18 protein-coding genes are annotated in these 17,780 nt (G+C 66.5%); 12 read left to right on the plus strand and 6 right to left on the minus strand.

Annotated elements, in window-relative coordinates; all coding sequences use genetic code 11:
- Window positions 1–68 precede the first annotated feature (68 nt).
- Window positions 69–1,625 (minus strand): molybdopterin-dependent oxidoreductase, encoded by a 1,557-nt coding sequence (locus ACGFK1_RS01555; RefSeq protein WP_393424559.1) that lies wholly within the window; start codon window positions 1,623–1,625, stop codon window positions 69–71.
- Between the two features lie 135 nt (window positions 1,626–1,760).
- Here ACGFK1_RS01555 and ACGFK1_RS01560 point away from each other — a divergent pair, with 135 nt between their 5' ends.
- The 3 genes from ACGFK1_RS01560 to ACGFK1_RS01570 all read left to right on the plus strand — a co-directional run bounded on the left by ACGFK1_RS01560 (window position 1,761) and on the right by ACGFK1_RS01570 (window position 5,748).
- Window positions 1,761–2,528 (plus strand): SDR family NAD(P)-dependent oxidoreductase, encoded by a 768-nt coding sequence (locus ACGFK1_RS01560; protein WP_393424562.1) that lies wholly within the window; start codon window positions 1,761–1,763, stop codon window positions 2,526–2,528.
- Between the two features lie 67 nt (window positions 2,529–2,595).
- Window positions 2,596–4,332 carry a ubiquinone-dependent pyruvate dehydrogenase gene (gene poxB / locus ACGFK1_RS01565; protein ID WP_393424564.1) on the plus strand — a complete coding sequence of 579 codons (1,737 nt, stop codon included), beginning with the start codon at window positions 2,596–2,598 and terminating at the stop codon, window positions 4,330–4,332.
- A gap of 57 nt (window positions 4,333–4,389) precedes the next feature.
- A complete protein-coding gene (locus ACGFK1_RS01570; RefSeq protein WP_393424567.1) occupies window positions 4,390–5,748 on the plus strand; it encodes a neutral zinc metallopeptidase in 1,359 nt (452 codons plus the stop codon).
- A gap of 96 nt (window positions 5,749–5,844) precedes the next feature.
- Here ACGFK1_RS01570 and ACGFK1_RS01575 read toward each other — a convergent pair whose 3' ends face one another.
- Window positions 5,845–6,519, minus strand: a complete 675-nt coding sequence (locus ACGFK1_RS01575) for a winged helix-turn-helix transcriptional regulator (RefSeq protein WP_393424570.1) — start codon at window positions 6,517–6,519, stop codon at window positions 5,845–5,847.
- Window positions 6,520–6,619: 100 nt separating this feature from the next.
- Here ACGFK1_RS01575 and ACGFK1_RS01580 point away from each other — a divergent pair, with 100 nt between their 5' ends.
- Complete coding sequence (locus tag ACGFK1_RS01580; RefSeq protein WP_393424573.1) at window positions 6,620–7,447, plus strand: class I SAM-dependent methyltransferase; 828 nt, start codon at window positions 6,620–6,622, stop codon at window positions 7,445–7,447.
- 12 nt (window positions 7,448–7,459) lie between these two features.
- Window positions 7,460–8,515: a phosphotransferase family protein gene (locus ACGFK1_RS01585; RefSeq protein WP_393424576.1), complete on the plus strand. Its 1,056-nt coding sequence runs from the start codon at window positions 7,460–7,462 to the stop codon at window positions 8,513–8,515.
- Here the strand turns inward: ACGFK1_RS01585 and ACGFK1_RS01590 are convergent.
- A complete protein-coding gene (locus ACGFK1_RS01590) occupies window positions 8,512–9,261 on the minus strand; it encodes an IclR family transcriptional regulator (RefSeq protein ID WP_393424579.1) in 750 nt (249 codons plus the stop codon). The two genes, ACGFK1_RS01585 and ACGFK1_RS01590, sit on opposite strands and share 4 nt — an antisense overlap.
- Before the next feature lie 70 nt (window positions 9,262–9,331).
- On the opposite strand from ACGFK1_RS01590, the gene pcaH reads away from it, so the two are divergent.
- From pcaH to ACGFK1_RS01620, 6 genes are read left to right on the plus strand one after another with little or no spacing between them, the layout of a single operon-like run.
- Window positions 9,332–10,075 carry a protocatechuate 3,4-dioxygenase subunit beta gene (gene pcaH / locus ACGFK1_RS01595; protein WP_393424581.1) on the plus strand — a complete coding sequence of 248 codons (744 nt, stop codon included), beginning with the start codon at window positions 9,332–9,334 and terminating at the stop codon, window positions 10,073–10,075.
- Entirely contained in the window at window positions 10,075–10,629 is a 555-nt protein-coding gene (gene pcaG, locus ACGFK1_RS01600) for a protocatechuate 3,4-dioxygenase subunit alpha (protein ID WP_393424584.1), read from the plus strand. Before pcaH ends, pcaG begins: the two co-directional genes overlap by 1 nt.
- A complete protein-coding gene (gene pcaB, locus ACGFK1_RS01605) occupies window positions 10,626–11,828 on the plus strand; it encodes a 3-carboxy-cis,cis-muconate cycloisomerase (RefSeq protein WP_393424587.1) in 1,203 nt (400 codons plus the stop codon). The genes pcaG and pcaB overlap by 4 nt, the downstream gene beginning before the upstream one ends.
- Window positions 11,825–12,979 carry a 4-carboxymuconolactone decarboxylase gene (gene pcaC / locus ACGFK1_RS01610; RefSeq protein WP_393424590.1) on the plus strand — a complete coding sequence of 385 codons (1,155 nt, stop codon included), beginning with the start codon at window positions 11,825–11,827 and terminating at the stop codon, window positions 12,977–12,979. The genes pcaB and pcaC overlap by 4 nt, the downstream gene beginning before the upstream one ends.
- On the plus strand, window positions 12,976–13,644 hold the full coding sequence (locus tag ACGFK1_RS01615) for a 3-oxoacid CoA-transferase subunit A (RefSeq protein WP_393424593.1): 669 nt from the start codon (window positions 12,976–12,978) through the stop codon (window positions 13,642–13,644). The genes pcaC and ACGFK1_RS01615 overlap by 4 nt, the downstream gene beginning before the upstream one ends.
- Complete coding sequence (locus ACGFK1_RS01620; protein ID WP_393424596.1) at window positions 13,641–14,282, plus strand: 3-oxoacid CoA-transferase subunit B; 642 nt, start codon at window positions 13,641–13,643, stop codon at window positions 14,280–14,282. The genes ACGFK1_RS01615 and ACGFK1_RS01620 overlap by 4 nt, the downstream gene beginning before the upstream one ends.
- A gap of 6 nt (window positions 14,283–14,288) precedes the next feature.
- Here ACGFK1_RS01620 and ACGFK1_RS01625 read toward each other — a convergent pair whose 3' ends face one another.
- Window positions 14,289–15,041, minus strand: coding sequence for a sulfite exporter TauE/SafE family protein (locus ACGFK1_RS01625; protein WP_393424599.1), 753 nt, complete (start codon window positions 15,039–15,041; stop codon window positions 14,289–14,291).
- A 101-nt stretch (window positions 15,042–15,142) separates the two neighbouring features.
- Here ACGFK1_RS01625 and ACGFK1_RS01630 point away from each other — a divergent pair, with 101 nt between their 5' ends.
- Window positions 15,143–16,648 carry an MFS transporter gene (locus ACGFK1_RS01630; protein WP_393424602.1) on the plus strand — a complete coding sequence of 502 codons (1,506 nt, stop codon included), beginning with the start codon at window positions 15,143–15,145 and terminating at the stop codon, window positions 16,646–16,648.
- Here ACGFK1_RS01630 and ACGFK1_RS01635 read toward each other — a convergent pair.
- Together ACGFK1_RS01635 and ACGFK1_RS01640 are read right to left on the minus strand one after the other, a co-directional pair.
- Entirely contained in the window at window positions 16,559–17,305 is a 747-nt protein-coding gene (locus tag ACGFK1_RS01635; protein WP_393424605.1) for a 2,3-diphosphoglycerate-dependent phosphoglycerate mutase, read from the minus strand. The genes ACGFK1_RS01630 and ACGFK1_RS01635 overlap by 90 nt on opposite strands.
- The gene (locus ACGFK1_RS01640; protein WP_393424608.1) at window positions 17,302–17,757 is read right to left on the minus strand and encodes an RpiB/LacA/LacB family sugar-phosphate isomerase; all 456 of its coding nucleotides are present in this window, start codon (window positions 17,755–17,757) and stop codon (window positions 17,302–17,304) included. The genes ACGFK1_RS01635 and ACGFK1_RS01640 overlap by 4 nt, the downstream gene beginning before the upstream one ends.
- Window positions 17,758–17,780: the final 23 nt, after the last annotated feature.

Here is a 17,780-nt window from a genome sequence, read left to right on the forward strand (position 1 = left end):
AACGTGAGCTTATGCGCGAGTTCCGACAGGAAATTCGAGCACGACTTCACGTTCGACGGAGGAGTTCGTCAGGTGACCGAGAACTGGACGGTGTGCCAACCGGTGGCGCCGTCGGGCACCGGCGACGCCTCGTCGGGCGTCTGCACCGCGCCGGTGTTGTCGGTGGCGCGCACGGTAATGGTGTGCGAACCGGACTGGGTGGCTTGCCAGTTGAAACTCCACAGCCGCCAGGTGTCGTTGGAGTAGGAGGCGCCGAGTTCGGCGGGTCGCCAGTCGCCTTGCGCGTTCGGACTGTCGATGCGAACCTCCACCTCGCGCACCCCACGGGTCTGCGCCCATGCGATGCCGCCGAACGTCACGGGCCCCTTGGCGACCTCCTGCCCGCTGCGTGGCACATCGATACGTGACTCGGTCTTGATCGGTCCCTTCGCCGACCAGCCGTGCTGCGTCCAGAACGCTTCGGCCTCGTCGAATCGGGTCAGCTCCAAGTCGACGACCCACTTGGTGGCGGAGACGTAGCCGTACAGGCCGGGAACGACGAGTCGGGCGGGGTAGCCGTGCTCGGTCGGCAGCGGCTGCCCGTTCATTCCGACCGCAAGCAACGCGTCACGGTTGTCGGTGAGCGCCTCGATGGGGGTGCCTGCGGTGAACCCGTCGATCGACATCGACAACACCATGTCGGCGTCGGGGTGCACGCCGGCTTCGGCCAGCAAGTCGCGCACCCGGTAGCCGGTCCATGCGGCGTTCGAGATCAGGTCGCCGCCAACGGGATTCGATACACAGGTCAGTGTCACCAGTTTCTCGATGACGTCGAACCGGTCGAGATCCTGGAAGCGCAAGGTGATTTCGCGGTCCACCATGCCGTGGATTTTCAGTTGCCAGTCCGCGCGACTCAGCTGCGGCACAGTCAGCGCCGTGTCGATCCGGTAGAAATCGGCGTTACTGGTGACAAATGACGGCAGCGCAACGCCTTTGGGCTGCACCGTCGGCGGTACAAGCGGCGCGCCTGCATTCACGCGAGGTAATGCGAACGAGTCGCGATCACCCGACACCGACGACAGCATCCTCGTCAGCACCACGCCGGCGACACCGGTGAGCGCTCCGGCGCCAAGAAATCCCAGTGTCAACAACGACAATCGACGGCCGGGGTCGGGGGCGGTCAGGTCGCGGGCATCCCGCTGCTCCGACTCGTCGCTGACCCGCCCTGAGGTGAGCAATCGCAGCACTGCGACGCCGCACACCGTGCCGATGACAGTGGGCACGATGTCTGCCACTGTCGCCCCCGGGCGTGAGAGCACCGCCGCGCAGCCGAGAATGCCCGCGAGGACGATCGCAATGCTGCCCACCGGGACACGCCTCGTCTCCCAGCGCGCGGTCACTGCGGCGATGAGCGCGATGACGCCGATGATGAGAATGCTCAAGAAGAGCTTGTCGGCGGTGCCGAACGTCTGAATCGTCCACTCTTTGACCGGTCCGGGCGTCAGATCGATGATCGCGGAACCGATCGCGGTGCGAGCGTCCGCCTGCGGACCGAACGCCACCGCGACCAGTTGGGTGACACCGAGCGCGACGGCGGCAGCGGCGATGCCAGCCAGCATCCGCTTGTCGGGAGCTGGTTCGGGCATAACCAAAACCTACCTGCGAGTCGCGCTGGCAGACCTTACGAAGTCGTGACGGCGACGGTGCGCCCGAAAGCCTTACCGCATGCGCGATGAGCTAAGTTGCTTTACGGTTCGACGACTTTTTGGAAAGGCAGCTGAATGGAGATCGAGGGCAAGAAGGCCGTCATCGTCGGTGGGGCGTCCGGCTTCGGTAAGGCGACCGCCGAGTTGCTGGCCAAGCGCGGCGCGAACGTGGCGGTGCTGGATCGTCCGCAGTCGAAGGGCAAGGAAGTCGCTGACTCGATCGGCGGCTCGTTCCATGAAGTGGACGTCACCGACTTCGACGGTACGGAAACGGTGCTGCAGCAGGCCGTCGACTCGCTCGGCGGGCTGCACATCATCGTGACGACCGCGGGCGGCGGCATCGGCGAGCGCACTGTCAAGAAGGACGGGCCGCACAGCTTGGAGTCCTTCCGCAAGACCGTCGACCTCAACCTCATCGGCACCTTCAACATCAGCCGACTGGCCGCGTGGCAGATGAGCAAGCAGGACCTCGTCGACGACGAGCAGGAGGAGCGCGGCGTCATCATCAACACCGCTTCGATCGCCGCTTTCGAGGGCCAGATCGGGCAGGTCGCCTACACCGCCTCCAAGGCCGCGATCGCGGGTATGTGCCTGACCATGGCGCGTGATCTCGGCAGTCTCGGCATCCGGGCGCTGGCCATTGCGCCCAGCTTGTTCGCGACCGGGCTCACCGAGGGCATACCTGACGAGTTCGCCACGGCGCTCACCAAAGACGCCGCGTTCCCGAAGCGGCTCGGTAAGCCCGAGGAGTACGCCAAGCTGGTGGCGGCGATCGTCGAGAACCCGATGCTCAACGGCCAGTGCCTCCGGCTTGACGCCGGGCAGCGTTTCGCCCCGAAATAGTTGTGGTTTGTGTGCGTTCGGGAGCGCTCACCTCTCCGAAACGCGCACGAATCGCTAACCTGGCCAGGTGGCGACCGTTGCCGATCATGTCATCTCAGCATTGCGGATCAGCGGCGTTCGCCGCGTGTACGGGCTGCCGGGGGACAGCCTCAACGGATTCACCGACGCGATCCGGCGGTCCGGTGAGATCAGCTGGGAGCATGTACGTCACGAGGAGACCGCGGGGTTCGCAGCCGCCGCCGACGCGGCGCTGACCGGACAGCTCGCGGTCTGCGCGGGCAGCTGCGGCCCGGGCAACCTGCATCTGATCAACGGGCTGTTCGACGCGCACCGCAGCCGGGTGCCTGTGCTGGCCATCGCGGCCCACATCCCGCGCACCGAAATCGGGTCGGAGTACTTCCAGGAGACGCATCCGCAGGAACTGTTCCGCGAGTGCAGCGTTTACCGCGAACTCGTCAGCACGCCGGAGATGGCGCCGCGCATTCTCGAGATGGCGATGCGCGCCGCGGTCGAGGAGCGTGGTGTCGCCGTCGTCGTCATCCCCGGCGAGATCTTCCTGCAGCGCGCCGAGCAGTCGGGGTACCTGATCCGACCGATCACCCCGACGCGCTCGGTTCTGCGTCCCGACGACGAGTCGCTGCGTCGGGCGGCCGACATCCTCAACGCCGCGCACGCTGTCACGATTCTCGGCGGCGCGGGCGTCGAAGGAGCCCATGACGAATTGATGCGGGCGGCCGCGACGCTGAACGCGCCTGTGGTACATGCGTTGCGCGGCAAGGAGTTCATCGAATACGACAACCCGTTTGACGTCGGGATGACAGGCCTGCTCGGATTCGCCTCCGGATACAAGGCGATCAAGGAGGCCGACGCGCTGCTGATGCTGGGCACCGACTTCCCGTATCAGCAGTTCTATCCCGACAACGCGAAGGTGATCCAGGTCGACACCCGCGGCCGCAACCTCGGCCGTCGGACGCCGCTGGAACTCGGCCTCGTCGGCACCGTCAAGGACACGTTGGCCGCCCTGCAGCCACTGCTGCAGCAGAAGAATCAACGCGAGCATCTCGACCGTTCGCTGCGGCACTACGGCAAGACCAGAAAGACGCTCGACGAGCTGGCCGTCAACGACCGAGACCGCACCCCGATACGGCCGGAATTCGTTGCATCGCTGGCCAATCAGCTCGCCACCGAGGACGCGGTGTTCACCGTCGACGTCGGATCGCCCGTGGTATGGGCGGCGCGCTACGTCAAGATGAACGGACGCCGACGTCTGGTGGGATCGTTCAACCACGGCACGATGGCGTGCGCGCTGCCACACGCGATAGGCGCGCAGACCGCCTACCGCGATCGTCAGGTGGTCGCGCTGGCAGGCGACGGCGGGCTGACGATGATGTTCGGCGAACTCGTGACGCTGATCCAGAATCGGTTGCCGATCAAGGTGATCGTGTTCAACAACTCGTCGCTGAACTTCGTCGAACTGGAGATGAAGGCCGCCGGCATCGTCAACTACGGCACGGATCTGGTGAATCCGAATTTCGCCGACGTCGCCGCGGCGATGGGCATCTTCGGCCGTCGCGTCGAGAAACCGGCCGAATTGGAGCAGGCCTTGAGCGACGCCTTCGCCCATGACGGTCCGGCGATCGTCGACGTGGTGACCGCCCGTCAGGAGTTGTCGATACCGCCCGCGATCACCGTCGAGCAAGCCAAGGGATTCTCGCTGTACGCAATCCGGACCATCCTGGCCGGCCGCGGCGACGAACTGCTCGACCTGATCACCACCAACGTGGCACGCCGGATTCTCGACTGATCGAACCCGTTCAGCACTTCCTCAGCTAACCCTGATCTTGACCGCTAATGTTTGCCCATGCGAATCCAGGCGTGGTCAGCGGTGGCCATCGTTTTGCTCCTGGCGGCCTGCGGCGGCCCGAAGCCGCAGATACCGACCACCAAGATGCAAGGCGGCCCTCCCGACACCGGCAGCGTCGACATCCACGGCGACGCCTCCTCGGACGTGAACAAGCTCGCGATACAGGCCATCGCCGACCTGCAGCAGTACTGGGGCGCCGAGTTTCCCAAGCTCTACGGCGAGGATTACCAGCCGGTGAAGGGCGGCTTCTACGCCGTCGTACCGTCCGCGGGCGAGGTGCCCCCGTGCGCCCAGGACGCCAGTGAAGTGTCGGGCAACGCGTTCTACTGCGCGACCAAGGACGTCGTCGCCTGGGATGCCGAAGGCCTGCTGCCCGATTTGAAGGACAAGTACGGCGACTTCGTCATCCCCGTGGTGCTCGCCCACGAATGGGGCCATGCCATCCAAGGCCGGTCCCACTTCACCGCACGCACGGTGACCAAGGAACTGCAGGCGGACTGTTTCGCTGGGGCATGGTCGAAACACGCCAAGGACGACGGCGCGTTGAAGGTGACCGCCGCCGACTTGGATACCGCGCTTGCAGGCATCCTCGATCTGCGCGACACCCCGGGCACGTCGAACATCGACCCGAGCGCACACGGTAGTGGCTTCGACCGGGTCAGCGCGTTCCAGGACGGGTTCGACAACGGTTCGACGAAGTGCAAGGACTACCGCGACGACGAACCGATGGTGCTCGAACTGCCGTTCAACGACGAGGAGGATGCGGCCCGCGGCGGCGACTCTCCCTACGACTCGATCGTCAACGGTGTGCCCTATGACCTCGAGGACTACTGGACACACGTGTACCCCGAGTTGACCCAAGGACAGCAGTGGCAGCCGGTGAGGGGGCTCGAACCCTACAGCCCGGACTCTCCGCCCACCTGCGGTGGCCAGTCGGCCGAAGGTTACGCGCTGTTCTATTGCGTCCCAGACGATTACGTCGGGTGGGACAACGTCGAGGCGATGCCCGAGGTGTACCGGCAGGGCGGCGACTACGCCGTCGCCGCGCTGCTTGCCACCCAATATGGGCTCGCGGCGCTGACCCGACTCGGCGACGAGTCCGACGAGAAGACGTCGACGCTTCGGGCCGACTGCATGGCAGGCGGCTACACCGCGAGCGTCATTCTCTACAACCGACCGGATACCAGCACGTACCACATCTCGCCCGGCGACCTCGACGAAGGCATCAAGGCGCTGTTGGTGTTCCGCGGTGAGGGCGACGTCGAGCGGCAGGGCGCGGGCTGGGCCAGGGTCAAGGCGTTCCGATCCGGTGTCATCGACGGCGCAGAGTCGTGTCTGCAGTACGAGGACGCGTAGCTCAGGCCGGCCCGGCGGCGGGAAGGGCCTCGAGATCAGACTTGTGGCACGCGAAACGGCGGGTTCTCGTACCGGAACTTGATTTCGGCGTGGAGGTCAGGCCGGCCGCGGCACGCTGGCCAGCGAGCTCTGACCGATCCAAGCGGGAATGGCACGGCGCACGTCGGCCGGACCCGACACCGCGACGCTGCCGTCGAGCAGTGCGTGCTGCCAACTGGTGTCTCCGCGCCAGATCCGGGTGAGCGTGCGAAGGCTGGTTTCCACCGTCCCCGTGACCTCGTGGCCGGGGTCGAAATCGCACACGTCGGCCTCGCCGTCGGCGACCACCAGCCACCAACGGGAGGCCTTCGGCGCCACCCCGTCGAGGCGGAACGCGAGCGTGGTCCTGGTCCGTGGCCATGCCTCGATCGGCACGGTGCGACGGATGTCCCACAACAACAGGTGCGGATCGAGGTCCTCCTCGCCGAGTTCGCCGATCCAGCGCACCCCCCATGCGCCGAGCGCCTCGACCACGTCGGCGAGTTCCTTCCCGCACTCGGTCAGGGCATACACCGTGCGGCCGTCGACCTCGTCGCGACTGACGACGCCCGCACGTGTCAGCGACTTCAGGCGCTTCGACAGCAACGCGGGCGACATCTTCGGCACCCCGCGGCGAAGTTCGTTGAAGTGTCTGCTGCCCAGCAGCAGCTCGCGAACGACGAGCATCGTCCAGCGCTCGTCGAGCAGCTCCATGGCCTTGGCCACCGGACAGAACTGGCCGTATCCGGACATCGCACACCTCCCGGTCCGCACCCCAGTACAGATATCGAACCAGCCGCAGTACAGATCTGTTACTAGTTTGGCCGCACCGGGACGACCGACGATGTCAACCATGAGCAACATGACCGCGGCCGCTGACCACAGCCAGATCGCCGCCAAACACCGAGCCATGTGGGCGTCGGGTGACTATCCGAAACTCGCCGCCGACCTCGTCACCCCCTTGGGGCCCGTGCTCGTCGAAGCCACCGGTATCGGTCCCGGCGACCGCGTGCTCGACGTGGCCGCAGGAACCGGGAACGCCGCCATCCCCGCGGCACGGACCGGGGCCAGCGTGATAGCCAGCGACTTGTGTCCCGAGCTGTTGGACAGCGGTCGCGCGCTCGCCGCCGAACAGGGTGTCGAGCTCGAGTGGCGTGAGGCCAACGCCCACGCCTTGCCATTCGGCGACAACGAGTTCGACGTGGTGATGTCGTGCATCGGCGTGATGTTCGCCCCGTTCCACCAGCTTTCGGCCGACGAGCTGGTCCGGGTGACCAAACCGGGCGGCAGGATCGGGCTGATCAACTGGACGCCCGAAGGGCACATAGGCAGGCTGTTCGCGGCGATGAAGCCGTACATGCCCGCACCGCCGCCGGGCGCGCAACCGCCGCCGCTGTGGGGGCAGGAGGACCATGTCCGCGGCCTGTTCGGTGAGCGCGTGGGCGACCTGGTCATGCAGCGACGCACGCTGCCGGTACACCACTTCGCCGACGGCGCCGCCTTCCGTGACTACTTCAAGGCCACCTATGGGCCGACGATCACGGCGTACCGAAACAACGCGGCGCAACCGGACCGCGTGGCCGCGCTTGACGGCGCCATCGCGGAGGTCGGCGATGCAGTCTTGAAAGGCGGCGGCCGCATGCAATTGGAGTACCTGCTCGTGACGGCGCGCAAGGCCTGAGAACATGTCGGTGTGCAACAGCTTCCGACTCTGACCGACGACGCGCTGGCCGCGCTGCAGCGCTGGGTGCGAAACCAGGGCCTCGGGTCAGAGGTCTCCGATGTCGCGCCGTTGACCGGCGGCACGCAGAACATCGTGGTGCGCGTGCACATCGACGGCAGGCCGGTGGTGTTGCGGCGGCCGCCGCTGCATCCGCGATCGACGAGCAACAACACCATGCTGCGGGAGATCGCGGCGCTGCGAACGTTGGCAGGCACGCCGGTGCCGCATCCGGGTTTCATCGCGGGCTGCGATGACCTCGACGTGCTCGGGGTGGTGTTCTACCTGATGGAAGAGGTCGACGGCTTCAACCCCGGCGACAGCATGGATCAGGCGTACGTCGACAACGCCGACTGGCGACACCGGGTCGGTCTGTCGTATGCGGCCAGCCTCGCCCAGCTCGGCAACGTCGAGTGGGAGGGCAGTCCGCTTGCCGAGTTGAAGCGGCCGGGTTCGTTTCTGCAACGGCAGGTTCCGCAGTTCCTCCGGTTGCTGGAAAGCTATCGCCACGACCGCTATTCGCCAGAATCGCTGGCCGTCACGGACTTGGCGGACTGGCTGGAGACCAATCGCCCGGCGGACGGGAAACCCGGCATCATGCACGGCGATCCGCACTTGAGCAATGTGCTGCTGCGCCGCGACGAGCCGGAGTTGGCGGCGTTCGTGGACTGGGAGATGTGTACTGTCGGTGACCCGCTGCTGGACCTCGGCTGGATGCTGATCTGCTGGCCGCTGGAGACCAACACGATCACCGCGGGCGCCCAGCTGGCCGCTCTCGGCGGGCTGGCCAGCAGGCGGGAACTGCTCGACGCTTACTTGGCGGCTGGCGGCCGTGAAACATCAAGTCTGAATTGGTATGTCGCGATGGCATGCTTCAAGCTCGGCATCGTCATCGAGGGCACGTGGTCGCGGTACCTGGTCGGCCAAGCAAGCCGAGATGCGGGCGAACGGCTTCACTCGAACGCGCAGAACCTGATTGACATCGGCACGCGAGTTGCCAAGGGAGACAGTCCTTTTGGCATTGACTAGAGCAGCCTGCTGATCCCGCGTGCCGCCACCTGCAGCGCGCCGAGCAGCCGCTGACGGTCGCGTTTGAGGGTCGCGACGACGACGCCGATCGCCGCCACCACTACGCCGTCGGAGGACTGCACCACCGGGACCGCCAACGAGCAGGCGCCCAGCGACATCTCCTCGGACGTGGTCGCGAGGCCGTCGCGGCGGACCCGTTCCAGTTGCGCCTCGAGTAGTTCCGGCCGGGTGATCGTGTAGGGGGTGATCCGCGCCAGGTTGGCCATCACCCGATCGTGGACATCGGCGGGGGAGTGTGCGAGCAGAACTTTCCCGACGCCGGTGGCGTGCATGGGCAACCGCGTGCCGACGGTGCTGACGATCGGCACCGACGCGCGGCCCTGCATCCGGTCCACGTACAGCACCTCGTCACCGTCGCGCACCGCCAGATGAACGGTGGCCATGGTCGTCGCGAACACGTCGTGCAGATAGGGTTCGGCCACCTGCCGAAGCCTGCCCTGAACCGGTGCAAGCAAGCCGGCCGCCCACACCAGTCGGCCGATCACGTACCGGCCGTCCTCGAGGCGATCCAGTGCGCCGCCCGCGGCGAGTTCGCGCGCCAACCGATGAGTGGTGGGCAGCGGAAGATCGGCGCGCCGGGCGATTTCCGACAGCGTGAGGCTGCGATGGTGTTCGCCGAACGCGCCGAGTACCGCAAGCAGGCGGGAGGTGACGGTCGCCCCCGGCACCGACGTGTTCCCGGCCATTTCGTGCACCCTTTCGCTGAGTGGAAGCCTAACCTTCATACCGCAAGCTGTGGTCGGTACCGTGCGCGCTATGACAGGGCAGGCGGAGATCACCGCCGAGATCACGGCGATCCACACCGACTATCACCGCTCTGGCGTCGAGGAAACCCAACCGCGACTGCACTATCCGCCGTATCGGAGCAGTGCGCTTCGCCATCCCCTCAACGACCTGCTTCACGCCGACCCGGAAGCGGTCGAACTGTGGGCGCCGTGCTTCGGTGAGACCGACGTCGACCCGCTGGACGCCGATCTGACGATCCAGCACGCCGGCCAGCCGATCGGGGAGCGGACCGTGATCACCGGGCGGGTCGTCGACGGCGACGGCAGGCCGGTGCGCGGCCAGCTCGTCGAGATCTGGCAGGCCAACGCCGCGGGACGCTACATCCACCAGCGCGATCAGCATCCCGCGCCGCTCGACCCCAATTTCACCGGGGTGGGCCGGTGCCTCACCGACGACGGCGGCACCTACCGCTTCACCACGATCAAGCCCGGGCCGTATCCATGGCGCAATCACCACAACGCGTGGCGGCCCGCGCACATCCATTTCTCGTTGTTCGGAACGGACTTCACCCAACGGATGATCACGCAGATGTATTTTCCCGGCGACCCGCTGTTCGCGCTTGACCCCATCTACCAGTCCGTCACCGACCAGAAGGCGCGTGACCGGCTGGTCGCCGCCTATGACCACGACGTCACCAGCCACGAATGGGCCACCGGCTATCGATGGGACATCGTGTTGACCGGTGTGGGCCGCACACCGTTCGAGGAAGCCTGATGAGCACCCTGACCGCCACGCCGGGCCAGACGATCGGGCCGTTCTTCGGCTATGCGTTGCCGTTCGAGCGCGGTAACGAACTCGTCCCGCCTGGGTCGCCGGGCGCCATCCGACTGCACGGTGTGGTCACCGATGGAGCGGGTGTCGGCGTGCCCGATGCGCTGCTGGAGATCTGGCAGGCAGACTCCGGCGGTGTGGTGCCGACGGCGACAGGTTCGTTGCGACGTGACGGTTGGACCTTCACCGGCTGGGGCCGCGCGAGCACCGACGCCGCCGGACGCTACAGCTTCAGCACGGTCAAACCCGGTCCAGTGCAACCCGATACGGCTCCGTTCTTCGCCCTGACGGTGTTCGCGCGCGGCCTGCTGAACCGGCTGTTCACCCGCGCGTACATACCGGACGATCGGCTGGCCGACGACGGCCTGCTGAACTCGGTGCCGCAGGATCGGCGCCACACTTTGATCGCGCTGCCCGACGATCGTGGCCTTCGGTTCGACATCAGGCTGCAGGGTGACGACGAGACGGTGTTCCTGCGCTACCGGGGCCACCGATGACGGACCTGTACTGGCCGGGCGACCACCGCGCCGGCTCGACCTTCACCGACAAGGCACTGCTGGCGGCGCTGGTGTTGGTCGAAAATGCTTGGCTCGGGGTGCTTGTGGACGCCGGGGTAGCACCCGCCGCGGCGCGCGCCGACCTGACCGCAATCGTCTCCGACGCCGACGCGGAGGTGATCGCCATCGGTGCCGAGGCCGACGGCAACCCGGTGACCGGGTTGCTCGCGGTGTTGCGCGAGCGAACCGGCGGTGAAACCGCCTGCTGGGTGCACCGCGGATTGACCAGCCAAGACGTCATCGACACCGCGCTCATGCTCTGTGTTCGAGACGCGCTGTCGACGGTTCGCAATGAGATCGTCTCGCAGGTCACCACTTTGATCGCACTGACCGAACGCCACCAGCGCGCGCCGATGTTGGCGCGCACACTGACTCAGCCGGCGCTGCCAAGCACAGTCGGCATGAAGACCGCGCATTGGTTGTCGGCGGTGTTGGACGCCGCGGACACCCTAGCGGCGCTGCCTCCGCTGCCGGCGCAGACAGGCGGCGCCGCAGGTACTCTCGCTGCGACGACGGAGCTGACCGGATCGGCGGCGGACGCTGTCGCGTTGTCGTCTCGGCTCGCCGGGACGCTGGGACTGACGCACACCGCGCCGTGGCACACCACCCGCGCGGTGCTCACCCGTGTCGGCGATGCGCTGGTGACATGTTGTGACGCATGGGGACACATCGCGGCGGATGTCGCCACCGGCAGCAGAGCCGAGATCGGCGAACTGGCTGAGGGAAGGGCGGGCGGTTCGTCGACCATGCCCCACAAGAACAACCCGGTGCTGTCGATACTCATTCGGCGGGCGGCGATGACCGGGCCCGCACTCGCGGCCACCCTGCACGCCTCCTCGGCGGCCAGTGTGGACGAACGTGCCGACGGTGGGTGGCACGCAGAGTGGGCCACCATGCGCACGCTTGCCCGACGCACCGTCGTGGCCGCCACGCAGACCACAGAGTTGCTCCAGGGACTGACAGTCGACACCGATCGTGCGGCGGACAATCTCGCGGCGGTGGGTGACCTACGGGCCGAGCAGCGCGCCATGGCCGAATTAACCGGCCGCACAGCTGTTTCGAGCTATCTCGGCGCGATTGATCTTGTGATCGACACAACGCTGCAACGCGCGCGCCACCATCTGAAGGAGGCGATATGACCGTCCCATCGCTCGTCGGCACCGACTTCGGCGGACCACGGGGCGCGGGCCTTCTGCTGCTCGGGCCTTCGGTGGGGACGTCTACGTCCGCGCTGTGGGGCGCGTGCGCAGAACTCCTTGCCGAACACGTGCACGTCGTCGGTTGGGACCTACCAGGACACGGTCGCAGCCCAGCAAGCGGGTTCCGCATTCCCGACCTGGCAGCTGGCGTGCTGGCGCTGGCCGATGAGATCGCGCCAGGAACCGCCTTTCACTACGCGGGAAACTCGATCGGCGGCGCCGTCGGCTTGCAGCTTCTGCTCGACGCTGGCGACCGGGTGACGACCGCCGCGCTGCTGTGCACCGGCGCCGCCATCGGCCGTCCGGAAGACTGGGCGGCGCGGGCAGCTACCGTGCGCGCGTCGGGCACGGGCGCCGTCGTCGAGCTTGCGACGCAGCGGTGGTTCGGCGCCGGCTTCGCCGACCAACGGCCAGACGTCGTCGCGTCGTTGGTCAACGCGTTGCTGGCGACCGACGACGAATCGTATGCGCAGGCATGCGAGGCTCTTGCGGAGTTCGACATCAACGAACGCCTCGGTGAGATCAGCACGCCCGTACTGGCGGTCGGCGGCACCGAGGACATCGCAACGCCGCCTGATTCGTTGGAACACATCGCGTCAAGCGTCAAAGACGGCCGGGTGATCGTCCTCAACGGTATCGGCCACCTGGCGCCCGCGGAGGCACCCGACCGGATAGCACGGCTGATCCTCGGCCACCTCGCGCCGAAGGATCCGGTGTACGACGCGGGGATGGCGGTACGACGCGACGTGCTTGGCGACGCCCACGTCGACCGTGCGATCGCAGGCGTCACCGAATTCACCGCCGAGTTCCAGGAACTGATCACCCGGTACGCGTGGGGGTCGATCTGGACTCGGCCCGGCCTCGACCGTCGCAGCCGGTCGATGATCACGCTGACCGCCATGGTGGCCCGCGGTCATCATGAAGAGTTCGCAATGCATGTGCGCGCCGCGCGCCGCAACGGCCTCTCCAACGACGAAATCAAGGAAGTGCTGTTGCAGACGGCCATCTATTGCGGCGTGCCGGACGCCAACACGGCGTTTCGGATCGCGAACGACGTACTCGCCGAGTACGACACGGCGGCTGACCAGTGAGTCGCACGATCATCTGTGAGACAGCAGCTCAGGCGGTCGCCGGAATCCCTGACGGGTCAACGGTTTTGGTCGGCGGATTCGGGATGGCGGGTATGCCGACGACGCTGATCGACGCGTTGATCGAACAGGGCGCCTGCGATCTGACGATCGTCAGCAACAACGCGGGCAACGGCGACACCGGCCTAGCCGCGCTGCTGGCGGCGGGCCGGGTGCGCAAGGTGATCTGCTCGTTTCCCCGCCAGTCGGATTCGCACGTGTTCGATGCCCTGTATCGAAGGGGTGAAGTGGCGCTCGAAGTGGTGCCCCAAGGCAATCTCGCAGAGCGCATGCGCGCCGCGGGCGCCGGTATCGGCGCGTTCTACTGCCCGACGGGTGTGGGCACGCTACTGGCCGACGGTAAGGAGGTCCGTACCATCGATGGCAGGGATTACGTGCTGGAGTATCCGATTCGCGGTGATGTCGCCCTGATCGGCGCCCACATCGGGGATCGGGCGGGGAATCTGGTGTACCGCAAGACCGCCCGCAACTTCGGACCGGTGATGGCCACCGCGGCCGCGGTGACCATTGCGGAGGTGTCACGCGTCGTCGATAACGGCGCGATCGACCCCGAGACCGTGGTTACCCCCGGCATCTTCGTCGACCGGATCCTCGAGGTCCACCGATGAGGTCGAGCGCCGGACCACTCGGCCGCGAAGAACTCGCCGCTGTCATCGCCCGCGACATTCCGGCGGGATCGTACGTCAACCTCGGCATCGGCCAACCCACGCTGGTCGCGGACTACCTGCCTGTCGAGGCAGGCATCGTCCTACACACCGAGAACGGGATGCTTGGAATGGGCCGCGCCGCAACCGGTGACGAGGTCGACCCCGACTTGATCAATGCGGGCAAGATCGCGGTGACCGAGACGCCCGGCGCGTCGTACTTCCACCACGCTGACTCCTTCGCGATGATGCGCGGCGGCCACATCGACGTCTGTGTGCTCGGCGCTTTCCAGGTCAGCACGCGCGGCGACCTCGCCAACTGGCACACCGGTGCGCCCGGCGACATCCCCGCGGTCGGCGGCGCGATGGATCTGGCCATCGGGGCGAAGAACGTCTACGTGATGATGACTCTGTTCGCGAAGGACGGCGCGGCGAAACTGGTGCGGCACTGCACGTACCCGTTGACCGGGCTTGCGTGTGTGAGCAGGGTGTACACCGACTACGCGACTTTCGAGATCGATCAGGACGGGGTGCGGGTACGCGAGACGTTCGGGATCGGCGTCGACGAGTTGGCGCACCGAATGAGCGTCGAACTGCGATAGTCCTCATCAATAGGCGTCGATGCCGAGTTTCACGGCCAGCGCGATGCCCGCGGTGCCGATCACTGCCCGCAGTGGCGTGGCGGGGGCGTGGCGCACCACGATCGGACCAAGACGCGAACCGATCAGGCATCCGGCACCGAGGGCAAGCACCGCGGGCCAGTGCACCGGAGCGAGAATCGCGAACATGACCGCCGCCACTGCATTCGCGATGCCGAGGATCACGTTCTTGCCCGCGTTGGCATGCGCGAGCGTGGCGTGGCCTGCGCGCAAAAGCAGCGCGAGCAGAAGCACGCCCGCGGCAGCGCCGAAATAGCCGCCGTAGATGCAGATCAGGAAGATCGCGGTGGGCTCGAACAGGACGGCGACCAGGTGGCGGCGGGGATCTGCGACGCGTGCATTCTGCGTGCCGCGGCGCGGAATCAGGATCGCCAGCGATGCCAGTCCGAGCAGGATCGGCACCACCTTCTCGAACCCCTCTGCGGGAGTGGACAACAGCAGCGTGGCACCCGCTGCGCCGCCGAGGACGGCCACTGGCGCGATGCGGATGATCCACCTGCCCTGTCCCGCGAGTTCTGGCCGTGAGCCGAGAACCGATCCGACACCGTTGAACACCAATGCGACAGTGTTGGTGACGTTGGCGGTCACCGGAGGCAGTCCGACAAGCAAAAGTGCCGGGTAGGTGGCTACCGAGGCGAGTCCGGCGATGCTGCCGGTGAGTCCGCCCAGCACGCCAGCACCGACGAGGAGAAGCCAATCCACGGCAGATACCTGACTATGTGCGCGAGTCGTCTGTCAATTCGGCAGGTCCGAATATGGACCGACAATTGGTCCATCAGTCCCTAAGCGATACCATCGGCGTCATGGGCCTGAGCCGCCGGCGCAAGTTTCTGGTGCTCGGCATCTGCTGTATGAGCCTGCTGATCGTCAGCATGGACATCACGACCATCAACGTCGCGTTGCCGTCGATCAGTGCACAATTCGATGCCCCGATCTCCGCGTTGCAGTGGACGATCGACGCGTACCTCGTGGTGCTGGCCAGTTTCCTGTTGCTTTCCGGGTCGACGGCGGATCGTGTCGGTCGGCGCCGCACTTTCCAGATCGGGCTGACGGTCTTCGTCGGGGGATCACTGCTGTGCAGCCTGGCGCCGTCGGTCGGCTGGCTCGTCGCCGCCCGAATGGTGCAGGCGCTCGGCGGATCGATGCTCAACCCGGTGGCGATGTCGATCATCACCACCGTCTTCACCGAACCACGCGACCGTGCCCGGGCCATCGGCATCTGGGGTGGCGTATCGGGCCTCGGCATCGGTGTGGGGCCGCTGGTTGGCGGCGTGCTCGTCGAACTCGTCGACTGGCGGGCGATCTTCTGGATCAACCTGCCGATCGGTGCAGTGGCATTGATCGCCACGGCACTGTTCGTGCCGGAGTCCCGGTCACCGCGACCGCGCCGGTTCGACCCGCTCGGTCAACTGGCGACGGTGACAACACTGGCCAGCTGCGTCTACGCCATCATCGAGGCGCCGCATGCGGGTTGGGCGTCGGCGCAGACGCTTTGGCTGTTCGCGCTCGCCGCGGTTGCACTGACCGTTCTACTGATTCACGAGCCGCGGCGCATTGACCCGCTGATCGAACTCCGGTTCTTTCGCAGTGTGCCGTTTTCCGCCGCGACACTGATCGCGATCTGCGCATTCGGTGCGTTCGGCGGCTTCCTGTTCATGAACACGCTGTATCTGCAGATGATTCGCGGCCTTTCGCCGATACAGGCCGGCCTGTGCACGGTGCCGCTCGGCCTGACCGTGCTGCTGTGTTCCCCGATCTCCGGCCGAGTCGTCGCCAGATTCGGGCCGCGGCCGTCGTTGCTGCTCGCCGGAACCATGATCTGCGTCGGTGCGAGCATGCTGTTGTTCGTCACCGCGCACACGCCACTGGGCTTCGTGCTCACCAGTTATCTCGCGTTCGGTGTCGGGCAGGGCGTGGTGAACGCTCCGATCACCAACACCGCAGTATCGGGGATGCCGCGCAGTCACGCAGGAGTGGCCGCTGCGGTCGCGACGACCAGTCGCAACATCGGGACCAGCCTCGGGGTTGCAGTTGTCGGATCGATTCTGAGTTCGCATATCTCGTTCATGAGTGCGCCAGAATTCATCACCGCCACCCGCCCGGCACTGTGGGTCATCGTCGGCTTCGGGTCGATGGTCCTCGTCATCGGCGCTGCCAGCACCAGTGCGAAGGCGCGCCGCACCACGCACCGAATCGCCCATCTGTTCCCCGAGGGCGAGTCAGCGGGTGCCTTGCGCGGCGACCTCGGCGATACCCGCCGCGGCACGCACCGGATCGAGGTAAACGCCGTAGGCCACCAACGGCATTAGCGAATCGTCGAGGTCGTAGCGCAGCGGGACACCGGTGGGGATGTGCAGCGAACTGACCTGCTGCGGTGTCAAGCCGTCCAGATGCATGCACAACGCGCGAAGCGAATTGCCATGCGCCACTACGAGTGTGGTGTGTCCGGCGGAAAGATCCGCGGCAATCGCGTCCTGCCAGTACGGCACCAGCCTGCGGCGCACCGCGGCAAGAGACTCCGTGGTTGGCAATTCGCGTGCGGGCAGCGCGGCATAGCGGGCGTCACGGCGCGGATGCTGCGGATGGTCAGGTGGTAGCGCAGGAGGGGCGAGGTGATATGACCGACGCCAGTCGGCGTAGATCTGGACGCCGAACTCCTTGCGGACGTCGCTGCGGCGCCGGCCCTGTAACGCGCCGTAGTGGCGTTCGTTCAGCCGCCAGCTGCGTCGGACCGGCAGCGCCGAACCCAATTCAGCGACAACGGTATCGGCGGTGTCGATCGCGCGGGTCAGCAGTGAGGTATGCACGGCGCCGGGGGAGATGCCCGCATCGCGGATCAACGCGCCCGCCATCGCGGCCTGGTCGCGACCACGGTTGGTCAGTGGGAAGTCGAGCCAACCGCCGAACACGTCGGCGGCGTTGGCGGTGCTCTCGCCGTGCCGCAGCAGCACCAGAACGCGGCTCATGGTAGCGACTCCCCACGTTCGAGTGCGCTGATCTGATCCACGCGCAACTGATGCCGGCCGCCTTTGAACGCGGTGCTGAGCCACACCTGCATGATGCGCTCGGCCAGGTCGGGGGCGACCACCTTGGCGCCCATCACCAGAACGTTTGCATCGTTGTGGGCGCGCGCGATCTCGGCGGTGAAGACGCAGTGGCACAAAGCCGCCCGCACGCCGGTGATCTTGTTCGCCGCAATCTGTTCACCGCATCCGCTGCCGCCGAGGATGACGCCGAAGTCGTCGCTGCCCTCGACCACTCGCAAACCCACGTCAGCGCACAGCGGAGGATAGTCCGCGACTTCACCGGCGTCGTGGACCCCGCGATCGTCGATGAGGTGGCCGCGTTCGCGCAGCCATGCCGCGAGGCGCGATTTCATCGCAACGGCGTTGTGGTCGGCGGCGATCGCGATGCGCATGTGTCGTGTCCTCGAAGTCGCGG

The organism is Mycobacterium sp. NPDC048908 (assembly GCF_043197955.1).
Taxonomy (GTDB): Bacteria; Actinomycetota; Actinomycetes; order Mycobacteriales; family Mycobacteriaceae; genus Mycobacterium.

Coding starts and splice junctions, on each gene's coding strand:
- ACGFK1_RS01555 (WP_393424559.1), bottom strand. CDS start 1,625: ATGCCCGAACCAGCTCCCGACAAGCGGATGCTGGCTGGCATCGCCGCT.
- ACGFK1_RS01560 (WP_393424562.1), top strand. CDS start 1,761: ATGGAGATCGAGGGCAAGAAGGCCGTCATCGTCGGTGGGGCGTCCGGC.
- ACGFK1_RS01570 (WP_393424567.1), top strand. CDS start 4,390: ATGCGAATCCAGGCGTGGTCAGCGGTGGCCATCGTTTTGCTCCTGGCG.
- ACGFK1_RS01575 (WP_393424570.1), bottom strand. CDS start 6,519: ATGTCCGGATACGGCCAGTTCTGTCCGGTGGCCAAGGCCATGGAGCTG.
- ACGFK1_RS01580 (WP_393424573.1), top strand. CDS start 6,620: ATGAGCAACATGACCGCGGCCGCTGACCACAGCCAGATCGCCGCCAAA.
- ACGFK1_RS01590 (WP_393424579.1), bottom strand. CDS start 9,261: ATGGCCGGGAACACGTCGGTGCCGGGGGCGACCGTCACCTCCCGCCTG.
- pcaH (WP_393424581.1), top strand. CDS start 9,332: ATGACAGGGCAGGCGGAGATCACCGCCGAGATCACGGCGATCCACACC.
- pcaG (WP_393424584.1), top strand. CDS start 10,075: ATGAGCACCCTGACCGCCACGCCGGGCCAGACGATCGGGCCGTTCTTC.
- pcaB (WP_393424587.1), top strand. CDS start 10,626: ATGACGGACCTGTACTGGCCGGGCGACCACCGCGCCGGCTCGACCTTC.
- pcaC (WP_393424590.1), top strand. CDS start 11,825: ATGACCGTCCCATCGCTCGTCGGCACCGACTTCGGCGGACCACGGGGC.
- ACGFK1_RS01620 (WP_393424596.1), top strand. CDS start 13,641: ATGAGGTCGAGCGCCGGACCACTCGGCCGCGAAGAACTCGCCGCTGTC.
- ACGFK1_RS01630 (WP_393424602.1), top strand. CDS start 15,143: ATGGGCCTGAGCCGCCGGCGCAAGTTTCTGGTGCTCGGCATCTGCTGT.
- ACGFK1_RS01635 (WP_393424605.1), bottom strand. CDS start 17,305: ATGAGCCGCGTTCTGGTGCTGCTGCGGCACGGCGAGAGCACCGCCAAC.
- ACGFK1_RS01640 (WP_393424608.1), bottom strand. CDS start 17,757: ATGCGCATCGCGATCGCCGCCGACCACAACGCCGTTGCGATGAAATCG.